General features: G+C 73.5%; 18 protein-coding genes. 13 read left to right on the forward strand and 5 right to left on the reverse strand.

What is annotated here, in order from left to right:
* Positions 1 to 5: 5 nt before the first annotated feature.
* A complete protein-coding gene (locus Q6347_RS08050) occupies positions 6 to 1,409 on the reverse strand; it encodes a hypothetical protein (protein ID WP_304607105.1) in 1,404 nt (467 codons plus the stop codon).
* A 62-nt stretch (positions 1,410 to 1,471) separates the two neighbouring features.
* On the opposite strand from Q6347_RS08050, the gene Q6347_RS08055 reads away from it, so the two are divergent.
* A complete protein-coding gene (locus Q6347_RS08055) occupies positions 1,472 to 2,536 on the forward strand; it encodes a hypothetical protein (protein WP_304607106.1) in 1,065 nt (354 codons plus the stop codon).
* 11 nt (positions 2,537 to 2,547) lie between these two features.
* On the opposite strand, the gene Q6347_RS08060 is transcribed toward Q6347_RS08055, so the two are convergent.
* Positions 2,548 to 3,021 carry a PPOX class F420-dependent oxidoreductase gene (locus Q6347_RS08060; protein WP_171248223.1) on the reverse strand — a complete coding sequence of 158 codons (474 nt, stop codon included), beginning with the start codon at positions 3,019 to 3,021 and terminating at the stop codon, positions 2,548 to 2,550.
* Positions 3,022 to 3,141: 120 nt separating this feature from the next.
* On the opposite strand from Q6347_RS08060, the gene aspS reads away from it, so the two are divergent.
* Positions 3,142 to 4,923: an aspartate--tRNA ligase gene (gene aspS / locus Q6347_RS08065; protein ID WP_304607107.1), complete on the forward strand. Its 1,782-nt coding sequence runs from the start codon at positions 3,142 to 3,144 to the stop codon at positions 4,921 to 4,923.
* A gap of 24 nt (positions 4,924 to 4,947) precedes the next feature.
* Here the strand turns inward: aspS and Q6347_RS08070 are convergent, their stop codons facing one another.
* Complete coding sequence (locus Q6347_RS08070) at positions 4,948 to 6,723, reverse strand: SLC13 family permease (RefSeq protein ID WP_171248225.1); 1,776 nt, start codon at positions 6,721 to 6,723, stop codon at positions 4,948 to 4,950.
* A gap of 184 nt (positions 6,724 to 6,907) precedes the next feature.
* On the opposite strand from Q6347_RS08070, the gene Q6347_RS08075 reads away from it, so the two are divergent.
* The 11 genes from Q6347_RS08075 to aroB all read left to right on the forward strand — a co-directional run bounded on the left by Q6347_RS08075 (position 6,908) and on the right by aroB (position 18,288).
* The gene (locus Q6347_RS08075) at positions 6,908 to 8,299 is read left to right on the forward strand and encodes a replication-associated recombination protein A (protein WP_304607108.1); all 1,392 of its coding nucleotides are present in this window, start codon (positions 6,908 to 6,910) and stop codon (positions 8,297 to 8,299) included.
* Between the two features lie 234 nt (positions 8,300 to 8,533).
* The gene (gene rpsD, locus Q6347_RS08080; protein WP_171248227.1) at positions 8,534 to 9,160 is read left to right on the forward strand and encodes a 30S ribosomal protein S4; all 627 of its coding nucleotides are present in this window, start codon (positions 8,534 to 8,536) and stop codon (positions 9,158 to 9,160) included.
* Positions 9,161 to 9,265: 105 nt separating this feature from the next.
* Complete coding sequence (locus tag Q6347_RS08085; RefSeq protein WP_171248228.1) at positions 9,266 to 9,643, forward strand: DUF948 domain-containing protein; 378 nt, start codon at positions 9,266 to 9,268, stop codon at positions 9,641 to 9,643.
* Entirely contained in the window at positions 9,640 to 9,987 is a 348-nt protein-coding gene (locus Q6347_RS08090; RefSeq protein ID WP_171248229.1) for a hypothetical protein, read from the forward strand. Before Q6347_RS08085 ends, Q6347_RS08090 begins: the two co-directional genes overlap by 4 nt.
* 75 nt (positions 9,988 to 10,062) lie before the next feature.
* On the forward strand, positions 10,063 to 12,759 hold the full coding sequence (alaS, locus tag Q6347_RS08095) for an alanine--tRNA ligase (protein ID WP_304604075.1): 2,697 nt from the start codon (positions 10,063 to 10,065) through the stop codon (positions 12,757 to 12,759).
* Positions 12,752 to 13,258, forward strand: a complete 507-nt coding sequence (gene ruvX, locus Q6347_RS08100) for a Holliday junction resolvase RuvX (RefSeq protein ID WP_304604074.1) — start codon at positions 12,752 to 12,754, stop codon at positions 13,256 to 13,258. Before alaS ends, ruvX begins: the two co-directional genes overlap by 8 nt.
* Positions 13,259 to 13,300: 42 nt before the next feature.
* Positions 13,301 to 14,449, forward strand: coding sequence for an endolytic transglycosylase MltG (gene mltG, locus Q6347_RS08105; protein ID WP_304604073.1), 1,149 nt, complete (start codon positions 13,301 to 13,303; stop codon positions 14,447 to 14,449).
* Positions 14,449 to 15,330, forward strand: coding sequence for a shikimate dehydrogenase (locus Q6347_RS08110; RefSeq protein WP_304607109.1), 882 nt, complete (start codon positions 14,449 to 14,451; stop codon positions 15,328 to 15,330). The genes mltG and Q6347_RS08110 overlap by 1 nt, the downstream gene beginning before the upstream one ends.
* 77 nt (positions 15,331 to 15,407) lie before the next feature.
* Positions 15,408 to 16,625 (forward strand): chorismate synthase, encoded by a 1,218-nt coding sequence (gene aroC / locus Q6347_RS08115; RefSeq protein WP_304607110.1) that lies wholly within the window; start codon positions 15,408 to 15,410, stop codon positions 16,623 to 16,625.
* A complete protein-coding gene (locus Q6347_RS08120) occupies positions 16,622 to 17,149 on the forward strand; it encodes a shikimate kinase (protein ID WP_304604070.1) in 528 nt (175 codons plus the stop codon). The genes aroC and Q6347_RS08120 overlap by 4 nt, the downstream gene beginning before the upstream one ends.
* On the forward strand, positions 17,146 to 18,288 hold the full coding sequence (gene aroB, locus Q6347_RS08125; RefSeq protein ID WP_304607111.1) for a 3-dehydroquinate synthase: 1,143 nt from the start codon (positions 17,146 to 17,148) through the stop codon (positions 18,286 to 18,288). The genes Q6347_RS08120 and aroB overlap by 4 nt, the downstream gene beginning before the upstream one ends.
* 77 nt (positions 18,289 to 18,365) lie before the next feature.
* On the opposite strand, the gene Q6347_RS08130 is transcribed toward aroB, so the two are convergent.
* Together Q6347_RS08130 and Q6347_RS08135 are read right to left on the reverse strand one after the other, a co-directional pair.
* On the reverse strand, positions 18,366 to 19,172 hold the full coding sequence (locus Q6347_RS08130) for a glycerophosphodiester phosphodiesterase (RefSeq protein WP_304604068.1): 807 nt from the start codon (positions 19,170 to 19,172) through the stop codon (positions 18,366 to 18,368).
* Entirely contained in the window at positions 19,169 to 20,128 is a 960-nt protein-coding gene (locus Q6347_RS08135; RefSeq protein ID WP_304604067.1) for an alpha/beta hydrolase, read from the reverse strand. Before Q6347_RS08135 ends, Q6347_RS08130 begins: the two co-directional genes overlap by 4 nt.
* Positions 20,129 to 20,151: the final 23 nt, after the last annotated feature.

A 20,151-nucleotide genomic window follows, 5' to 3' on the forward strand; every position in this document is an offset into this window, starting at 1 on the left:
GAGCGTCAGTCGAAGAAGTCGCCCAGGTCGCCGATGTCGTCGAGGATCCCGCCGAGCACCATGCCGCCCAGCACCGCGCCGAAGACGTCCGAGCCGGACCGGCCGCGGGGCAGTCCCATCCCCTGGCCGTAGCCGCCCTGGCCGTAGCCGCCCTGCCCGTGGTGGGCCCGCAGGTCCCGCTGGGCGAGCGTCGCCGCCTCCGCCCCCAGCGAGGCCGCGCGCCGTGCCCGGGTCACGGCCTGCTCCGCGTCGGCGGCGTCCCGGGCCGCCGCGAGCTCGCGCTCCGCCTCGGCCAGCCGGGTCCGCGCGTCCGGACCGACGGGTGCCCGGTAGTCGTCGACGACGCCGCGGGCGGCCGCGATCTGCCGTTCGGCGTCCTGGATCGCGGGGCCGCGGGCCGCCTCGGCACGCCGTGCCTGCGCGGCGCGCTCCTCGTGCTCGCGCACCGCGTCGTCCAACCCCTGGGCGGCCCCGCGCAGGCGCGTCAGCGCACCCACGGGGTCCGACGGCTGGCCCGCGGCAGGGACGGCCGCCAGCGCCGCCTCGAGGGAGCGGACCGCCTCGTCGACGGCCCCGGTGCGCTGCGGGAGCGCGCGCGCCTGCGCCAGCTCCTCGCGGCACTCGGCCACGACCGCGCCGAGCGCGGCCTCGGCACGCAGCACCTCGTGCTCGAAGTCGTCGACGGCCGCCAGCAGGCCCTCGGCCCGGCGCACCGACTCCTCCGCGGCACGCGCGGTCGTGGCTGCCTCGTCCTTGCGGCCCGCCGCCAGCCGCTTGCGCGCGGCCGTCACGCCGCGCCGGGCGAAGTCGAGCAGCCGCTCGGCCTGCTCGGGGTTGTCCGCCACGGGGCGCAGCGCCTGCTCGGTGTACTGCCCCCGCAGCCGCTCGACGTCCTCGCGGGCCGCGGCCACCGCGTCGGCGAGGGAGTCGGCACGGGTCGCGGTCTGCTCCAGGAGGTCCGGCGTCGCGCGCACCGCGGAGCGACGCTCGGCCAGGGCCCGCTCGACGTCGTCCAGCAGCGTCTCGGCCTCGGCGCACGCCGCGACGATGCGCCCGGACCAGGTGTGCCGCTCGGCGTCGGTGTCCGGGATCTCGTCGTGCAGCAGCTGGTTGAGGTGGAACGCCTCGCCGAGGTGCGTGCGCGCCCGCTGCAGCGTCGGGCCGAACTCGTCCCGGACGCCGTCGCCCACCTCGGCCACGGCGAAGGAGAGCTCGTCCTCGGCCAGGCGGGCGCGCTCGTCGGTGCGCACGAGCACCTGGCCGGCGTCCTGGGTGCGGCGCCGCAGCTGCTCGTCCTGCCGCCGGCGTCGTTCCGTTCGACGGCGCCTCACCCACCAGACGACGGCCGTGACGACGACGAGGGCCACCACCAGGCCCGTCACCCACCCGATGATCTGCCCTGCTGCCATGCAGGCATCGTAGGGCCACCCGACGGCGCGCCCGACGCACGGGGATGTGTCATGGTGCTGCGATGCCGCGACGAATCTTCCTGCACGTCGGTGCCCCGAAGTCGGGCACGACCTCCCTGCAGTCCCGGCTCCTGCTCAACGAGCGAGCCCTGCGGCGCCACGGCCTGACCTACCCGCTGGGTCCGCTCCGCGACCCCGAGATCCACTACCGGGCGGCCCTGGACGTCACCGGCAAGGACCACGGGCTGGACCCGCGCACGCTGCGGGACGCCTGGCCGAGGCTCCGGCGCGCCGTGCGACGGTCCCGCGGGGACGTCGTCGTGAGCCACGAGATCTTCTCCTCGGCGTCCGAGGAGCAGGCCCGACGCGTCCTGGAGGACCTGAGCGGGACCGGGGACGAGGTGCACGTGGTGGTCACGGCACGCGACCTCGCCCGGGAGCTGGCGAGCGGCTGGCAGGAGATGGTCAAGTTCGGCAGCACGAGGTCCTTCGCGGCGTACATGCGTCGTGCGCGCGAGAACCGCCTCGGGTTCATGGCGTCGTTCGACGTCCCCCGGCTGCTGACCGTCTGGGGTGCGGACCTGCCCGCCGACCGGCTCCACGTGGTGACGGCACCGGCGGCGGGGTCACCGGACGTGCTCTGGCGCAGGTTCCTCGACGCCCTGGGAGTCCCGGCCGACGTCGCACCGCGCGAGGCGGCCCGCGTGAACGAGTCGATCGGCGTCGCGCAGGCCCGGCTGCTCCGGCGGCTGAACCGGGAGCTCGGTGATGACGCCCGACGGGGAGGGGCCGCCTCGCCCCTCATCGAGTCCGTCGTCGTGCCCGGCATGGGCTCAAGACCGGCCGCCCGGATCACGATCGGGCCGCACGACCACCCGTGGGTGGTCGAACGCACCGAGCGCTGGACCCGGTGGCTGCGGGACCGCGGGGTCCGGGTGCACGGTGACCTCGAGGACCTGGTGCCCGAGCCGCCCGCGCCCCGCTGGGTCGACCCCGACCGGCGGATGCCTCGCCAGGTCGCCGACGCGGCGGTCGCCACCGTGGCGGACCTGCTCGTCGAGCTGCAGGCCCGGCCGTCGTCGCAGGTGACCCGGGCCCGGCGGGCCCTTCGGCGCCTGCGCGGCTGAACCGGGGCCGCTCAGCCCTCGTCGGCGAGCCGCGGCGGGAACCCACCGGTCGCGATCGGGCCCCACCGCTCCACGGTGATCCGGATCACCGACTTGTCCTGCTTCGCCATCGCCTCGCGGTACTCGTCCCAGTCCGGGTGCTCCTTGCCGGCCGCTGCCCGGAAGTACTCCACCAGCGGCTCCAGGGCCTCGGGCATGTCCAGGACCTCCGCCGTGCCGTCCACCTGCACCCAGGCGTCGCCGAAGTCGTCGCTCTGGGCCATGAACGACACCTGCGGGCGCTTGCGCAGGTTGACCGCCTTCGCGCGCTCCGGGTAGGTCGAGACCACGACGCGCCCCGCCGGGTCGACGCCGAAGGCCACCGGACTGAGCTGCGGACGCCCGTCGTCGCGGGTGGTGACGAGCACCCCGTGGTGACGGGACCGCAGGAACTCGGTCAGCTCCTCGCGACCCACGGTGGTGTTCGTCGCAATCTGGCGGGCCATCGATCTCTCCTCGCAGTCCGGGGCGGTTGCCCCCGTAGGATGTCACGGGCGTCGCGTGCGCCCCACTCCGTCGGCGGACCCGACGGTGAGACTCCCGACATCGTGCGAAAGGAACCTTCCGTGCTCCGCACCCACACGGCCGGCTCGTTGCGAGCCGAGCACATCGGCCAGACCGTCATCCTCACGGGCTGGGTCGATCGCCGCCGTGATCACGGAGGAGTGGCCTTCATCGACCTGCGCGACGCCTCCGGCATCGCCCAGGTCGTCATCCGGGACGAGGAGGTCGCCCACCCGCTGCGCTCCGAGTTCGTGCTGCGCGTCACCGGCGAGGTCTCCCGGCGCCCCGAGGGCAACGCCAACGCGAACCTCGCGACCGGGGACATCGAGGTCATCGCCACCGAGGTCGAGGTGCTCAACACCTCCGAGGCGCTGCCCTTCCAGGTCTCCACCGCGCTCGCGGACACCGAGACCATCGGTGAGGAGGCCCGGCTCAAGCACCGCTACCTGGACCTGCGCCGCCCGGCGCCGGCGCACGCCATGCGGCTGCGGGCCAAGGTCAACGCCGCGGCGCGGCGCGTGCTGGACTCGCACGAGTTCGTCGAGGTCGAGACGCCCACGCTGACCCGCTCCACGCCCGAGGGTGCGCGGGACTTCCTCGTCCCGGCCCGGCTCTCGCCCGGCTCCTGGTACGCGCTGCCGCAGTCGCCGCAGCTGTTCAAGCAGCTCCTCATGGTCGGCGGTCTGGAGCGCTACTACCAGATCGCGCGCTGCTACCGCGACGAGGACTTCCGGGCCGACCGGCAGCCCGAGTTCACCCAGCTCGACGTCGAGATGAGCTTCGTCGAGCAGGACGACGTCATCGCCCTGACCGAGGAGCTGCTCGCCGAGATCTGGCGGCTCGTCGACGTCGAGGTGCCCCGTCCGTTCGAGCGGATCACCTTCGCCGACGCCATGCGCCTGTACGGCACGGACAAGCCCGACCTGCGGTTCGGCAACCCGCTGGTCGAGCTCACCGAGTACTTCGCCGACACCTCGTTCCGGGTGTTCCAGAACGAGTACGTCGGCGCCGTCGTGATGCCCGGCGGGGCCTCGCAGCCGCGCCGCCAGTTCGACGCCTGGCAGGACTGGGCCAAGCAGCGCGGCGCCAAGGGCCTCGCCTACGTCACGTTCGCCGAGGACGGCACGCTCGGCGGCCCGGTCGCCAAGAACCTCTCCGACGCGGAGCGCGCCGGGCTCGCCGAGGCCACCGGTGCGCAGCCCGGTGACGCCGTGTTCTTCGCGGCCGGCCGCACCACCGACTCCCGGGCCCTGCTGGGCGCCGCGCGGGTGGAGATCGCCGAGCGCACCGGCCAGATCGACCACGACGCGTGGTCGTTCGTGTGGGTCGTGGACGCGCCGCTGTTCAAGCCGGCGGGAGAGGCCGCCGACGACGGGGACGTGGCGCTCGGCACGTCGGCGTGGACCGCCCTGCACCACGCCTTCACCTCCCCGAAGCCGGAGTGGCTCGACACGTTCGAGTCCGACCCGGGCAACGCGCTCGCCTACGCCTACGACATCGTCTGCAACGGCAACGAGATCGGTGGGGGGTCGATCCGTATCCATCGCCGGGACGTGCAGGAGCGCATCTTCGAGGTCATGGGCATCGGTCACGAGGAGGCCCAGGAGAAGTTCGGCTTCCTGCTGGACGCCTTCAAGTTCGGCGCCCCGCCGCACGGCGGCATCGCCTTCGGCTGGGACCGGATCGTCGCGCTGCTGACGCAGTCGCCGTCCATCCGCGACGTCATCGCCTTCCCGAAGTCCGGCGGCGGCTACGACCCGCTGACCGACGCACCGGCACCGATCACCGCGGAGCAGCGCCAGGAGGCCGGCGTGGACGCCGAGCCCGAGGGCGACGGGGCCTGACGCGCCCCGTCCTGCACGCCGCCGTCAGGCTGGTGCCGGCCACAAGGTCGGCACCAGCACGACGGTGGCCACCACCGTCACGAGCGTCAGGATCCACCCCAGGCGCGCGTAGTCGGTGAACCGGTACCCGCCCGGGCCGTAGACCATCATGTTGGTCTGGTAGCCGATGGGGGACAGGAACGAGGCGGACGCGGCGACGGCGACCGCGATCGCCGCGCCCCGCGGGTCCAGGCCCGCCGAGGCGGCCGTGCTCACCGCGACCGGCAGCATCAGCAGCGCCGCGGCGTTGTTCGTCACGAGCTCGGTCAGCACCACGGTCGCCAGCACGAGGCCGAGCAGCACCCCGTAGGGGGCGTAGTCCCCGAACAGTCCCACCAGGCCCTGGGCCACGACGTCGGCCAGGCCCGACGCCTCCATGGCGGCGGCGAGCCCGAAGGCGGACGCGATGACGACGATCACCTCGACGTCGATCGCGCGGCGTGCCTCCAGCGGCGAGAGCACCTTCGAGGCCACCAGCACGATGGCCGCCACCAGCGAACCGTGCAGGATCGGCACCAGGCCGGTGGCGGCGAGCACCACGACCGCGGCCAGCAGGCCGACCGGGATCCAGCTGCGCGACGCCCGTGACGGCGGGTGCCCGTCCAGGCCGGCCACCAGGAGGAAGTCCGCACGGTCGCGCCACCGGTCGCGGAAGTCGGGGTCGCTGACCAGGATCAGGGTGTCGCCCAGGCGGATCCGTTCGGTGCCGAGCCGGCTCTCGACGAGCTGGCCGGAGCGGTGGATCGCCAGCACCGCCGCCTGGTAGGTGGCGCGGAAGCCCACGTCCTTCAGCGTGCGTCCCACCAGCGGCGAGCGGGAGCCGACCACGGCCTCGTAGTAGCGCACCGAGGGCTCGTCCAGGTCGAGCACGTGCTCCATCTCGGCCGAGCGCAGCCCGCGCATCTCCTGCAGGTTGACCACGCGGTCGATCGGCCCCACGAAGTGCAGCCGGTTGCCGCCGCGCAGCACGGTCTCGGGACGCACCGGGGCGATGATCGTGTCCCCGCGGTCCACCGACGCCAGGAACAGGCCGGACAGGTCGCGCAGCCGGGCCTGCTCGACGGTGCGACCGTCGACCGGGCCGCCCGGCTCGACGATCATCTCGAACGAGAACCGCCGACCCTCCTGCTCCATCTCCGCGCGTGCCGACCGGCGGTCGGGCAGCAGCACGGGCGCCAGGGCGACCAGTGCGACGAACCCGACCAGGGCGATCGGCAGCCCGACCTTGCCGATCTCGAAGAACCCGATCGGCTCCAGGCCCAACGTGGACATCTGGCCCGACACGACGAGGTTCGTCGAGGTCCCGATCACGGTGAGCAGCCCGCCCAGGACCGCGGCGAACGAGACCGGCATGAGGATCTTGGACACGGCCAGCCGCCGGCGGTTCGCCCACGCGGTCACCTGGGGCACGAGCATCGCCACGATCGGCGTGTTGTTGAGGAACGCCGAGGCCGCCATCGTCGGGGCCAGCGTGCGCACCAGGGGGCGGCGATAGGCGCCGTCCTCGCCCAGGGTGGACTGCATCACCGGGGTCAGCGCCCCGGTCTTCTCGATCCCGGCCGCCAGCACGTACAGGGCCGCCACCGTGATCGGCGCCGCGTTGGAGAAGCCGGAGAACGCGTCCTCGGCGGGCACCACCCCGAGGATCATCACGGCCACGGCGCCGGCGAAGACCGTCACGGCCGGGGAGACCCGACCGCGCACGAGCGTCGCCAGCACCGCCAGCACCACGGCGAGCGTCAGCCAAGCGTCCAGCGTCACGGTCGGCCCCTGTCTGTCGTTCCGGCGTCGGGAGGGTGGCGGCCTCCCACGAGGCCGGCGGCCCGGGCATCGCCGCGACAGGTTAGCAGCGGCGCCCGCACGCGGCGGCACCCCGCGCCGCCGCACCCGGGACGGCCGTCGAACAGGTGTGCGATCGTCGGCGGCGGGACTTAGGCTCCTTCCCATGGACCTCTTCAACGCCGCGACGACCGGGGAGCACGGCACGCCGGTGGTCGCGCGCAGCGGCGCCGGCGCCCCGCTGGCCGTCCGGATGCGTCCCGCCTCGCTCGACGAGGTGACCGGTCAGGGGCACCTGCTCGTCGCCGGGTCCCCGTTGCGGCGCCTGGTGGAACCTGCCGACGACGCCGCGCGCCGGGCCGCGCCCGGCTCGGTGATCCTGTGGGGTCCGCCGGGTGTCGGCAAGACGACGCTGGCCTACCTCGTCGCGACGAGCTCCGGGCGACGGTTCGTCGAGCTCTCCGCCGTCACCGCCGGGGTCAAGGACGTCCGGCAGGTCATCGAGGACGCGCGTCGTCGCCTCGCCACCGGCGGCGAGGAGACGGTGCTGTTCATCGACGAGGTCCACCGCTTCTCCAAGACGCAGCAGGACGCCCTGCTGCCCAGCGTGGAGAACCGGTGGGTCACCCTCGTGGCGGCCACCACCGAGAACCCGTCGTTCTCCGTCAACTCCCCGCTGCTGTCCCGGTCGCTGCTGCTGACCCTGCGGCCGCTCACCGCCGAGGACGTGCGCGGCCTGGTCCGGCGGGCGATCCGGGACGAGCGCGGGCTCGACGGTGCCGTGACGCTGGCCGACGACGCCGAGGAGCAGCTCGTGCGCATGGCCGGCGGCGACGCGCGCAAGGCGCTGACGGTCCTCGAGGCGGCGGCCGGTGCGGCCCTCAGCGACGCCCGCGACGAGGTCGCCCCCGACGAGCCGGTCACCGTCGACCTCGACACGGTCGAGCGCGCCGTCGACGTGGCGGCCGTGCGGTACGACCGTGACGGCGACCAGCACTACGACGTCGTGTCGGCCTTCATCAAGTCGATCCGTGGCTCCGACGTGGACGCCGCGCTGCACTACCTCGCGCGCATGGTCGCGGCAGGGGAGGACCCCCGGTTCATCGCCCGTCGGCTGGTGATCTCGGCCGCCGAGGACGTCGGGATGGCGGACCCCGCCGCTCTGCAGACGGCCGTCGCCGCGGCGCAGGCCGTCCAGCTCGTCGGGATGCCCGAGGGACGGATCGTGCTCGCCGAGGCCGTGGTCCACCTCGCCACGGCGCCGAAGTCCAACCGCGCGTACGCGGGGATCGGTGCGGCGCTCGCGGACGTCTCGGCGGGTCGCGTCGGGGTGGTCCCCGCCCATCTGCGTGACGCCCACTACGCCGGTGCGGAGAAGCTCGGCCACGGGAAGGGGTACCGCTACGCCCACGACGAGCCGCACGGCGTCGCCGCGCAGCGGTACCTGCCCGACGAGCTGGCGGGGCGCCGGTACTACGAACCCACCGACCGGGGTTTCGAGCGGCAGGTCGGTGAACGGCTGGACCGGATCCGGCAGATCCTCGACGGCGGGTCCTGACCGGCGTCGCGTGACGACGGCGGGGCCGGCACGGGGGCGCGGCGGCGATGGGGTAGCATGGACGGGTTGCCCGCGCGGCGACCACCTGGGACCTCGGCCCTGCGAACTCCTCCTGCGACATCGTCACGCTGTCGACGAGGGTTCCGTCGGCTGGTCCCGCACCCGACGTCCTGGTCCACGGACCACTGCGCCTCGGGTGTGACCTCAGAACCACGACAGGACAGGAAGAACACTGTGACTGCAGTCCGCAAGTCGCGCCGCCAGGTGCGCCTGAGCCGCAAGCTCGGTCTGGCCCTCACCCCGAAGGCCGTCCGCCACTTCGAGAAGCGTCCGTACCCCCCGGGCGAGCACGGCCGCGCCCGTCGCCGCACCGAGTCCGACTACGCGGTGCGTCTGCGCGAGAAGCAGCGTCTGCGCGCCCAGTACGCGCTGCGCGAGAAGCAGCTGCTCAAGGTCTACGAGAACGCCCGTAAGCACCCGGGTCTGACCGGTGAGGTCATGGTCGAGGACCTGGAGACCCGCATCGACGCGCTGGTGCTCCGTGCCGGTTTCGCCCGCACCATCCTGCAGGCGCGCCAGGCCGTGACGCACCGCCACATCATGGTGGACGGCAAGATCGTCGACCGCCCGTCGTTCCGCGTGAAGCCCGGCCAGACCCTCCAGGTCAAGCCGAAGTCGCAGACCACGACGCCGTTCCAGGTCGCCGCCGCCGGTGCGCACCGCGACGTGCTGCCCGAGGTCCCGGGCTACCTGGACGTCAACCTGGAGAAGCTGTCGACGACGCTGACCCGCGCCCCGAAGCGCTCCGAGGTCCCCGTGACCTGCGACGTCCAGATGGTCGTCGAGTACTACGCCCGCTGATCCAGCGCCACCGCGCTCAGCAGGCACGACGCCCCGTCCCCCGATCGGGGACGGGGCGTCGTCGTTTGGATAGGGTGGCGACTCACCCGACCGAGGAGATGAGAGATGACCGTGGGGGACGTGGCGGGACTGATCGCCGCCATCGCATTCGTGCTGCTGGTCGGCCTGCTGGCCGTCCCGCTGGTCAAGCTCGGGCGGACGCTCGACGAGACCTCGCGCAGCATCCGTGAGCTCACGGAGCACTCCGTGCCGATCCTCGACGAGGCCGCGAGCACCGTGTCCTCGACGAACGACCAGCTCGTCAAGGTCGACGTCATCACGACGTCCGCCGCCCAGGTGAGCGAGAACGTCTCGGCCCTGGCCGGTCTGTACGCCTCGACGCTGGGCCGCCCCCTGGTCAAGGTCGCCGCGTTCTCCTACGGCGTGCGCCAGGGCCTGGGCAAGGCCTGGCGGTCGTCGACCGGGAACGGGGCGTCGCGATGACGCGGCGGCTGTTCTGGGTGGGCGTGGGCGTGACGATCACGGTCGTCGTGATCCAGCGTGGTCGGCGGCTGGTGGCCCGCTACACCCCCGAGGCCGTCGCCGCACGTGCCGAGGACCTCGGACGTGACGTCTCGCGCCGCACCGGGACCTTCCTGGAGACGTTCCGGCACGAGTTCTCCGTGGCCCGCGAGTCCCGCGAGGACGAGCTCGTCGCGGCGCTGCTCGCCGAGGGCCAGCCGCACCCGGACGACGTCGACGTCCGGTCCCGCCGCGGCCGGCACGCCGCCGTCGACCCGGAGGCCGCCACGCGCGCCGACGAGGACGAGCTGGGCTACTCGTTCTGAGCCCGCCGCCGGCACCGCTCCGGCGCGGGACAATGGCCCCAGGGCCACCAGGCAACGACTCTGACGAAGGACACCATGCGCACCGCCGACATCCGCCAGCGTTGGCTGGACTACTTCCGCTCGAAGGACCACGAGATCGTCCCGAGCGTCCCGCTGGTCTCGCCGGACCCGTCGATCCTCTTCACGATCGCCGGCATGGTGCCGTTCATCCCGTACATCCTCGGCACCGAGAAGGCGCCCTGGCCCCGGGCCGCCAGCGTGCAGAAGTGCATCCGCACCAACGACATCGAGAACGTCGGGCGCACGACGCGGCACGGCACGTTCTTCCAGATGAACGGCAACTTCTCGTTCGGCGACTACTTCAAGCGCGAGGCCATCGACTTCGCGTGGGAGCTGCTGACGACCGAGCAGGGCGCCGGTGGCTACGGCTTCGACGGCGACCGCATGTGGGTCACCATCTGGGAGCAGGACACCGAGGCCTACGACGCCCTGACGAAGGGCATCGGCCTGGACCCGAAGCACGTCGTGCGGCTGCCGCGCGAGGAGAACTTCTGGGACACGGGCCAGCCCGGCCCGGCCGGCCCCTGCGCCGAGTGGCACTACGACCGCGGTCCGGCCTACGGACCCGAGGCCGAGGGCGGGACGGTGGACCCGGGCGGCGACCGGTACCTGGAGATCTGGAACCTCGTCTTCGACGAGTTCGTCCGCGGTGAGGGACAGGGCAAGAGCTACCCGCTGCTGGGCGAGCTCGACCACAAGAGCATCGACACCGGCGCCGGGCTCGAGCGCATCGCCTACCTCCTCCAGGGCAAGGAGAACCTCTACGAGATCGACGAGGTCTACCCCGTCATCGCCACGGTTGAGGAGATGACCGGCAAGCGCTACGGCGCGAACCTCGAGGACGACGTGCGCATGCGCGTCGTCGCGGACCACGTGCGTTCGGCGCTGATGGTCATCGGCGACGGCGTCCGCCCCGCGAACGAGGGTCGCGGCTACGTGCTGCGGCGCCTCATCCGCCGCGCGGTGCGCGCGGTGCGACTGCTCGGCGTCGACGAGCAGGCACTGCCCGCCCTGCTGCCGGTCTCCAAGGACGCGATGAAGGCGTCCTACCCCGAGCTCGAGACGGACTTCGGGCGCATCGCCGACGTCGCCTACGGCGAGGAGGACGCCTTCCGGCGCACGCTCGCCTCCGGCACGACGATCCTGGACACCGCGGTGCAGCGCGCCAAGAAGACCTCCGAGGGCGGTCCGGTCGTCCTCGGCGGGGCCGAGGCCTTCCAGCTGCACGACACCTACGGGTTCCCGATCGACCTGACCCTCGAGATGGCCGCCGAGCAGGGCGTCCGGGTCGACGAGAAGGCGTTCCGCGACCTCATGGCGGAGCAGAAGCAGCGGGCGCGCGCCGACGCGCTGGCGAAGAAGACCGGCCACGGGGACCTGCGGGCCTACGAGGAGCTGTCCAAGAAGCTCTCGGCCCCCGTCGAGTTCCTCGGGTACTCCGACCACCAGGCCTCGGTGCACGTCGAGGGGCTGCTCGTGGACGGCGCGTCCGCGCCGGCCGCCACGGCCCCCGCGGACGTCGAGGTCGTCCTGGACCGGACGCCGTTCTACGCCGAGGCCGGTGGCCAGCTCGCGGACCAGGGCACCATCACGCTGGACTCCGGCGCCACGATCGAGGTCGACGACGTGCAGCGTCCCGTGGCGGGGCTGTCCGTGCACCGCGGCCGTCTGGTGGAGGGCACCGTGGCGCTCGGCGACCCCGGGACCGCCACGATCGACGCCGGTCGGCGCGTGGCCATCAGTCGGGCGCACTCGGCGACGCACATGATCCACAAGGCGCTGCACGAGATGGTCGGCGAGGACCGCACCCAGGCCGGGTCGGAGAACGCGCCGAGCCGGGTCCGGTTCGACTTCCGCTCGCCCACGGCCGTCTCGGCCGCCCAGCTCAGCGAGATCGAGGAGCGGGTCAACGAGCGCCTCACGGAGAACCTCGAGGTCACCGACGCCGTCATGCCGCTGTCCCGGGCCAAGGAGCTGGGCGCGATGGCGCTGTTCGGGGAGAAGTACGGCGAGAACGTCCGGGTCGTCTCCATCGGCGGCGAGTGGTCGCGCGAGCTGTGCGGCGGCACGCACGTCGGCGCGACCGGCGAGGTCGGTCGGGTGGCGCTGCTCGGGGAGTCGTCCATCGGCTCGGGGGTGCGCCGTGTGGACGCGCTGGTCGGCGCCGGCGCCTACGGCTTCCACGCCAAGGAGCACGCGCTGGTCGGTCAGCTGACCGGCATGCTCAACGCGCGGCCCGAGGAGCTGACCGACCGGGTGGGTTCGCTCATGAGCCGCCTGCGGGACACCGAGAAGGAGCTCGCCACCCTGCGTCAGGGACAGCTGCTGGCGCAGGCCGCGACGCTGGCCGCCGAGGCGTCCCGCGAAGGCGACGTGCGGGTCGTCGCGCACGACGCCGGGGAGGTCGGCTCCGCGGACGACCTGCGCACGCTCGCGCTGGACGTCCGGGGCCGGCTCGGCGAGTCGGACGCCGCCGTCGTCGCGGTCGCCGGGGAGTCGAACGGTCGTCCGCTCGTCGTCGTCGCCACCAACGCGGCGGCGCGGGACGCCGGCCTGCGGGCCGGGGACTTCGTCAAGACCGCTGCCCGGACCCTCGGCGGCGGGGGCGGCGGCAAGCCGGACCTCGCCCAGGGCGGCGGCTCCGACGTCGGGGCGGTCCCGGCGGCGCTCGACGGCGTCCGGGCCCAGGTGCGCGAGGCCGCCGGTGCTTGACGCGCTGCCGCGTGGTGCCCGGCTCGGCGTCGACGTCGGCAGGGCCCGGATCGGCCTGGCGGGGTCCGACCCGGACGGGCTGGTCGCCACGCCGGTCGAGACCGTGGGCCGCGTGCTGTCCGTGCCGACCGGCACGGACGGTGCGCCGGGGCCGACGGCGGACGTCGCGCGGATCGCTGCGGAGGTCGCCGAGCGGTCGGCCGCCGTGGTCTACGTCGGCCTGCCCCGGCACCTGTCGGGGAACGAGGGGGCCGCGACCACGGACGCCCGGGAGTTCGCGGGCCGACTGGCCGCCGCGGTCGATCCGGTGCCGGTCCGCTTGGTGGACGAACGGATGACGACGGTGACGGCCCATGCCCAGCTCCGGGCCGCGGGCAAGAAGACGGCCAAGCACCGCCCTGTCATCGACCAAGCCGCAGCCGTTATCATTCTGCAACACGCACTCGAGGCGGAGCGGACCACGGGGGACCGGGTCGGCGAGCTGGTCGAGGTGGCGTGAGAGCATGTCCAGTGACCGTTCCATGAGAAGGATGTTTCCGGCGTGACGGATCTCTTCGAGACCACCACCGTCCAGCGGCACGCCTCGCCGTCGCGGGGACGCTCAGCGGCGAGCAAGCGCGCGGCGCGCAAGCGCAGGCGCCAGCGGCAGCGTCGCACGGCCGTCATCCTCGTGGTGCTGCTCGGCGTCCTCGGCGTCGGCGGCTACTTCCTCGTCGACCGGCTCGGCAGTTCGCTGTCGGGGTTCGACCTGTTCGACTCGGCGCCCGAGGACTACGCCGGACCCGGTGTCGACCCGGTGCAGGTCAAGATCCCCGAGGGCGCCACGGGCGCGATGATGGGGTCGGCGCTCGTGGAGGCCGACGTGGTCGCCAGCGTGGGCGCGTTCAACGCGGCGTTCGACGCCACGCCGGGTGCGTCCGGCATCCAGCCGGGCACCTACGAGCTGTACACCCAGATGCGTGCCGCCGACGCGGTCGAGGCGCTGGTCGCGAACGAGAAGGTCGAGACCAACGTGACCATCCCCGAGGGGTTCACGGTCGAGCAGGTCGTCGACAAGATCGCCTCCGTCACGCCCATCACGCAGGACGAGTTGTCCGCGGCCCTGGACTCGCCCAAGAAGATCGGGCTGCCCGGCGAGGCCGACGGCGACGCCGAGGGCTGGCTGTTCCCCAAGACCTACGCCGTCCAGCCGGGGGACACGGCCGTCGACCTGCTGTCGACGATGATCGACCAGACCAAGGCCGAGCTCGACTCGCTGGGCGTGGCCAAGGACGACCGGCAGAACGTGCTCATCAAGGCGTCGCTCGTCGAGCGTGAGGCCCGGGCCGACGAGGACCGTCCGAAGATGGCTCGGGCCATCGAGAATCGTCTGGACATCGGCCAGCGTCTGCAGATCGATGCGGCGGTCGCCTACGGTCTCGGGATCCCCGGCACCGAGCTGACCCGGGACGACACCAACGATCCGAGCAACCCGTACAACACGTACCAGCACGCCGGGCTGCCGCCGGGGCCCATCGCGAACCCCGGAGCCGCCTCGGTCGAGGCCGTCGCGAACCCGCCGGAGGGTGACTGGATCTTCTGGGTCGCGGTCAATCTCGACACGGGCGAGACCAAGTTCGCCGAGACGTTCGAGGAGCACCAGCAGAACGTCGCGGAGCTGCGCGCCTGGGAAGCGGAGAACGGCTACTGATGGCAGCGGTGAGGCGCGCGGCCGTCGTGGGACACCCGGTCGCGCACTCCCTGTCGCCGACCCTGCACACGGCGGCCTACGAGGCTCTCGGTCTCGAGGGGTGGCAGTACTCCGCGATCGACACGACCGTGGAGCAGCTGCCCGAGGTCGTGCGCGGTCTGGACCTCGCGTGGGCGGGCCTGAGCGTCACGATGCCGCTCAAGCACGCGGTGATGGGGATGGTCGACCACGTCGACCCGCTGGCGCAGGTGGTCGGTGCCGTCAACACGGTGCTCGTCGCCCCGACCAGGACCGGTGTGTCCCTCACCGGGACCAACACCGACGTGCACGGGCTGGTGCAGGCGGTCCGTGAGGGGCTGACCGAGCGGTACGGCACCCGCGACGTGCCGGTGCGCGACGCCGTCGTGCTCGGCGGGGGAGCGACCGCCGCGTCCACGCTGGCCGCCCTCGGCGAGCTGGGCTGCACGGCGCCGCTGGTGCTCGTGCGTGACCTCGGGCGGACCGTGCCGTTGCAGGAGGCCGCCGCACGGATGGGCGTCACGCCGCGGTACGAGGTGCTCGACACCGCGACGGCCCCCGACGTGCTCGCCGACGCCGACGTCGTGGTCTCGACCATGCCGGCCCGTGCCGCGGACCCGGTCGCCGGGTCGCTCCGATCGCGGGGGACGGCCGTCGACGGCGTGCTGCTCGACGTGGTCTACGACCCGCGTCCGACCGCCGTGTCCCAGGCGTGGGCGGCGACCGGCGGGACCGTCGTCGGCGGGGAGCGCATGCTGCTGCACCAGGCGGTGGAGCAGGTGCGCCTGATGACCGGTCGCCCCGGGCCCGTCGAGGCCATGGACGCCGCGCTGCAGCGAGCGCTCGGAGCCCCGACGGGCTGAGCACGACCGCCCGGGGGTGACGTCCGCCATCCGACCGTCGACGTCGGTCGCCCCGCGGGCGTGACAGAATCGCGAGCATGCTGCGCTGGTTGACCTCCGGGGAGTCGCACGGTCAGGCCCTGGTGGGCCTGATGGACGGACTGCCCGCCGGGGTGGAGATCCTCACCTCCGACATCCAGGACGCCCTCGCCCGGCGCCGCCTCGGCTACGGCCGCGGCGCCCGGATGAAGTTCGAGAAGGACGAGGTCCGCGTCCTGGGCGGGTTGCGCCACGGCGTGACCCAGGGCGGTCCGCTGTCGATCGAGATCGCGAACACCGAGTGGCCCAAGTGGGTCGACGTGATGTCCGCCGACCCCGTGCCGCGCGAGGCGCTGCTGCGCGACGCCGGCACCGGCGACGAGCGCGAGATCGCCCGCAACCGGCCGCTGACCCGCCCGCGCCCCGGCCACGCCGACCTGGTGGGCATGCGCAAGTACGGGTTCGACGACGCCCGGCCGGTCCTGGAGCGGGCCAGCGCCCGGGAGACCGCGACACGGGTGGCGCTGGGCACCGCCGCGGCCAAGTTCCTCGAGCAGGCGCTCGGCGTGCGGCTGGTCAGCCACGTGACCGCCATCGGGACCGTCGAGGTCCCCGAGGACGCCGACCTGCCCACGCCCGACGACGTCGCCGCGCTGGACGCCGACCCGGTGCGCTGCTTCCACGGCCCCACGAGCGAGGCGATGGTCGCGGAGATCGACGCCTGCCGCAAGGACGGCGACACCCTCGGCGGCGTCGTCGAGGTGCTCGCCTACGACGTCCCGACCGGCCTGGGCACCTACACGCACTCCGACCGCCGCCTCGACGCCCGCCTCGCCGCCGCCCTCATGGGGATCCAGGCGATCAAGGGCGTGGGCGTGGGCGACGGCTTCCGCACGGCCCGCCGTCGCGGGTCGGCGGCGCACGACGAGATCGAGCGGGACGCCGACGGCCGGATCGTGCGCCGGTCCAACCGGGCCGGCGGTATCGAGGGCGGCATGAGCAACGGCGAGGTGCTGCGGGTCTCGGCCGCGATGAAGCCCATCTCCACCGTGCCCCGCGCCCTGGCGACCGTCGACGTCGCCACCGGCGAGGAGGTCACCGCCCACCACCAGCGATCCGACGTGTGCGCGGTGCCGCCGGCCGCCGTCGTGGCCGAGGCGATGGTCGCCCTGGAACTCGCGCAGGTCGCCCTGGAGAAGTTCGGCGGCGACTCGGTCGCCGAGGTGCGGCGCAACGCCGAGGCCTACCTGGCGTCGATCCCCGAGCTGCTGCGATGACGGCGACGCGACCGCGGGTGGTGCTCACGGGCCCGCCCGGCAGCGGCAAGACCACGGTCGGCAGGATCCTCGCCGAGCGCCTGGGCGTCGCGTTCCGGGACACCGACGCCGACGTCGAGCGCACGGCCGGCAAGGCGGTGGCCGACATCTTCGTCGACGACGGCGAGCCCCGGTTCCGCGAGCTCGAGCGCGAGGCCGTCACCACGGCCCTCGCCACCCACGACGGCGTCCTGGCCCTGGGCGGCGGTGCCGTCATGGACGCGCACACCCAGAGCGCCCTGACGGGCTACGCGGCCGACGGGGGGACCGTCGTGTTCCTGGACGTCTCCCTGGCGCAGGCGGCCCCGCGGGTCGGGTTCAACCGGTCGCGCCCGCTGCTGGTGGGCAACCCGCGCGGCCGCTGGGCCGAGCTGATGCAGGCGCGCCGCCCCACCTACGAACGACTGGCGACCACGGTGGTGGTGTCCGACGAGCGCACCGCCGCGCAGGTCGCCGACGAGATCCTTCAGGAGGTCCGCTCATGACGGTCCGCGTGACCGTGCCCGGTGACAAGCCCTATGACGTCGTCGTGGGCCGCCACCTGCTCGGGGAGATCCCGACCCTGCTCGGGGAGGGGGTGCGCCGGGTCCTGGTGATGCACCCGGCCTCGCTGCAGGCCACCGGGGACGCCGTGCGCGAGGACCTCGCCGCGCAGGGGTACGAGGCGTTCGCCGCCGAGCTCCCCGACGCCGAGGAGCAGAAGACGGCGCAGGTCGCGGCCTTCTGCTGGCAGGTCATGGGCCAGGCCGACTTCACCCGCTCGGACGCGATCGTCGCGGTCGGCGGCGGCGCGACGACGGACCTGGCCGGGTTCGTCGCGGCCACCTGGCTGCGCGGCATCCGGGTCGTGCACGTGCCGACCACGCTGCTCGCCATGGTCGACGCGGCCGTCGGGGGCAAGACGGGCATCAACACCGCCGAGGGCAAGAACCTCGTCGGCGCGTTCCACCCGCCGGCCGGCGTGCTGTGCGACCTGGCCGCGCTGGAGTCGCTGGAGCGGTGGGACCTCGTGGCGGGTATGGCCGAGGTGGTCAAGACCGGGTTCATCGCCGACGAGCGGATCCTGGAGCTGGTCGAGGAGCACGCCGACGCGATCCGCGAGTGGGAGGGACCGAACACCTCCGAGGAGACGTGGGACGTCCTGACCGAGCTCATCGAGCGGTCGGTGCGCGTCAAGGCGCGCGTCGTGGGGGAGGACCTCACCGAGCAGGGCCTGCGCGAGATCCTCAACTACGGGCACACCCTGGGCCACGCGATCGAGCTGGTCGAGCGGTACCAGCTGCGGCACGGCGCGGCCGTCGCCGTGGGCATGGTCTTCGCCGCCGAGCTGGGACGCCTCGGCGGCAAGCTCGACGACGCCGTCGTCGACCGGCACCGGGAGATCCTCACGGCCCTCGGGCTGCCGACGACGTACCGCGGGGACCGCTGGGACCAGCTCCTGGCCGCCATGCGCCGCGACAAGAAGACGCGCGGCGACCTGCTGCGCTTCGTCGTGCTCGACGACGTCGCCAAGCCGGTGCGGCTCGAGGGGCCCGACCCGACGGTCCTCGCGGCCGCCTACGCCGAGATCTCCAAGGAACCGCCGTCGGGCAACCCGGGGGTCACCGTCCAGCTCGGCGCCTGACCCCCGCCCGTTGTGGGCATGAAAAATGCGGGTCCCGGCAGCGGGAACCCGCATTTTTCATGCCCACAACGGGTCGGTCAGGACCAGAGGCCCCGCTCGCGCAGGACGTCGCGCAGCAGGTCGGCGCGGTCGGTGACGATGCCGTCGACGTTGAGGTCGAGCAGCCGGCGCATCTCGTCCGGGTCGTTGATGGTCCAGACGTGCACGTGCCGACCCGCGCGGTGCGCCGCGGCCACCGTGGCGGCGTCCACCACCGTGACGCCGCCCTGCGCGGGCGGCACCTGCAGGGCGTCGACGTCGCGCAACGCCCGCTGCACGAGACCGGGGACCCGCAGCCGTGCCCCGGCGAGGAACCCGAGCACCTCGCTCGTGCCCGCGCTGGTGGCCACCGGCCGGGACATCCTCGCCAGCGTGCGCCGGCGCCGGCCCGGGGAGAACGACGTGACGCACACGCGGTCGTGGCTCGCGGTGCGCTCGATCGCCTCGGCCACGGGCTCGATGCTCGAGTCTCCCTTGACGTCGATGTTGACCCGCAGGTCCGGCCAGGTGCCCAGCAGGTCGTCCAGCCGGGGCACGGGCTCCTGCCCGCCGATCCGGGCGCGCGACACCTGGTCCCAGGTCTGGTCGGCCACCTCGCCGCTGCCGTCGGTGGTGCGGTCCAGCGAGGAGTCGTGCAGCGCGACGGCGACGCCGTCGCGGGTGCCGTGCGCGTCGGTCTCCACGTAGCCGAAACCGAGGTCGACGGCCGCCTCGAACGCGGCCATCGAGTTCTCCAGGTTCTCGTCCCCGTGGGAGAAGCCCCGGTGCGCCAGCGCGACCACTCGCCGGCCGGGGGTGCCGGGGCGCGGGTCGAGGTACGGGTGGGTGCTGCGGTGCTCGTTCATGGCTTCGACCCTGTCACGACGTCGTCGATCCAGCCCGTCAGGCCGGTGAGGTACCGCAGGCGGGGCTCCTCGCGGGACAGCAGCAGGTCGTGCACCCCGCCCGGCACGGTCAGGGTGTCGACCCGATCGCCCAGGCGCGGTGCCAGCCGGGCGATCTGCGCGACGTCGAGCACAGTGTCCTGGACGTCGAGGTCGGGGTTGGTCGCCACGTCCGGACCGGAGCGGTCCGAGCGTGCCACCAGCACCGGGACGTCGATGGCCAGCCCTCGCGCCACCCGGGCCTGGCCGCGGCGCACCGCGCGCAGCCACCCGGCACGGACCGGCTGACCCTCGGGCCTCTTGTAGCGCACGTCGAAGTCCCACCGGCCGCCGTTCGTCGCGAGCTGGTGCGTGGCGTACACGGACGGGGTCGTCGACAGCACCGCCGTCGGCGACCACGGTCCGACGGCGTCCAGCACCCAGGTGCCCAGGGTGCGCTGCAGCCACGAGGCGTGCAGGTCGAGGAACGGGCTGTCCAGCGCGAGGGCGTCGACGTCGCCCCGGCCCCGGTGGGCGTGCGCCCACAGCGCCGCCAGCAGCCCGCCGGTCGAGTGCGCGTGCAGGACGAGCGGGACGCCGTGCGCGGCCGCCCGGGCGGCGTGCACCGCGGCGGTGAGCGCGGGGCCGTGCTCGCGCAGGTCGGTGACGAAGTGCGGGATCTGGTCGGCGCGCAGCGAGCGTCCCGCGCCCGGCAGGTCGACGCCCAGCAGGGCGACGCCCTGCTCCTCGAGCGCCCGGGCGAAGTGGTCCTGGAAGAAGTAGTCGTTGTAGCCGTGCAGGTGCAGCACCACGGCGCGCGGACGCGGGGGAGCCGTGGCCGAGCGCACCAGCGTGCCCCCGCCGACCGGCGTGCTCTCGAACGGCCCGCCCAGCAGCTCGTCCGGCCGCCAGGTGGTGGCCACGGTGTCGTCGCGCACACCGGCAACCTACCGGAGCATCC

The sequence above is a fragment of the Isoptericola sp. b408 genome (assembly GCF_030588085.1).
Classification (GTDB): domain Bacteria; phylum Actinomycetota; class Actinomycetes; order Actinomycetales; family Cellulomonadaceae; genus Isoptericola; species Isoptericola sediminis.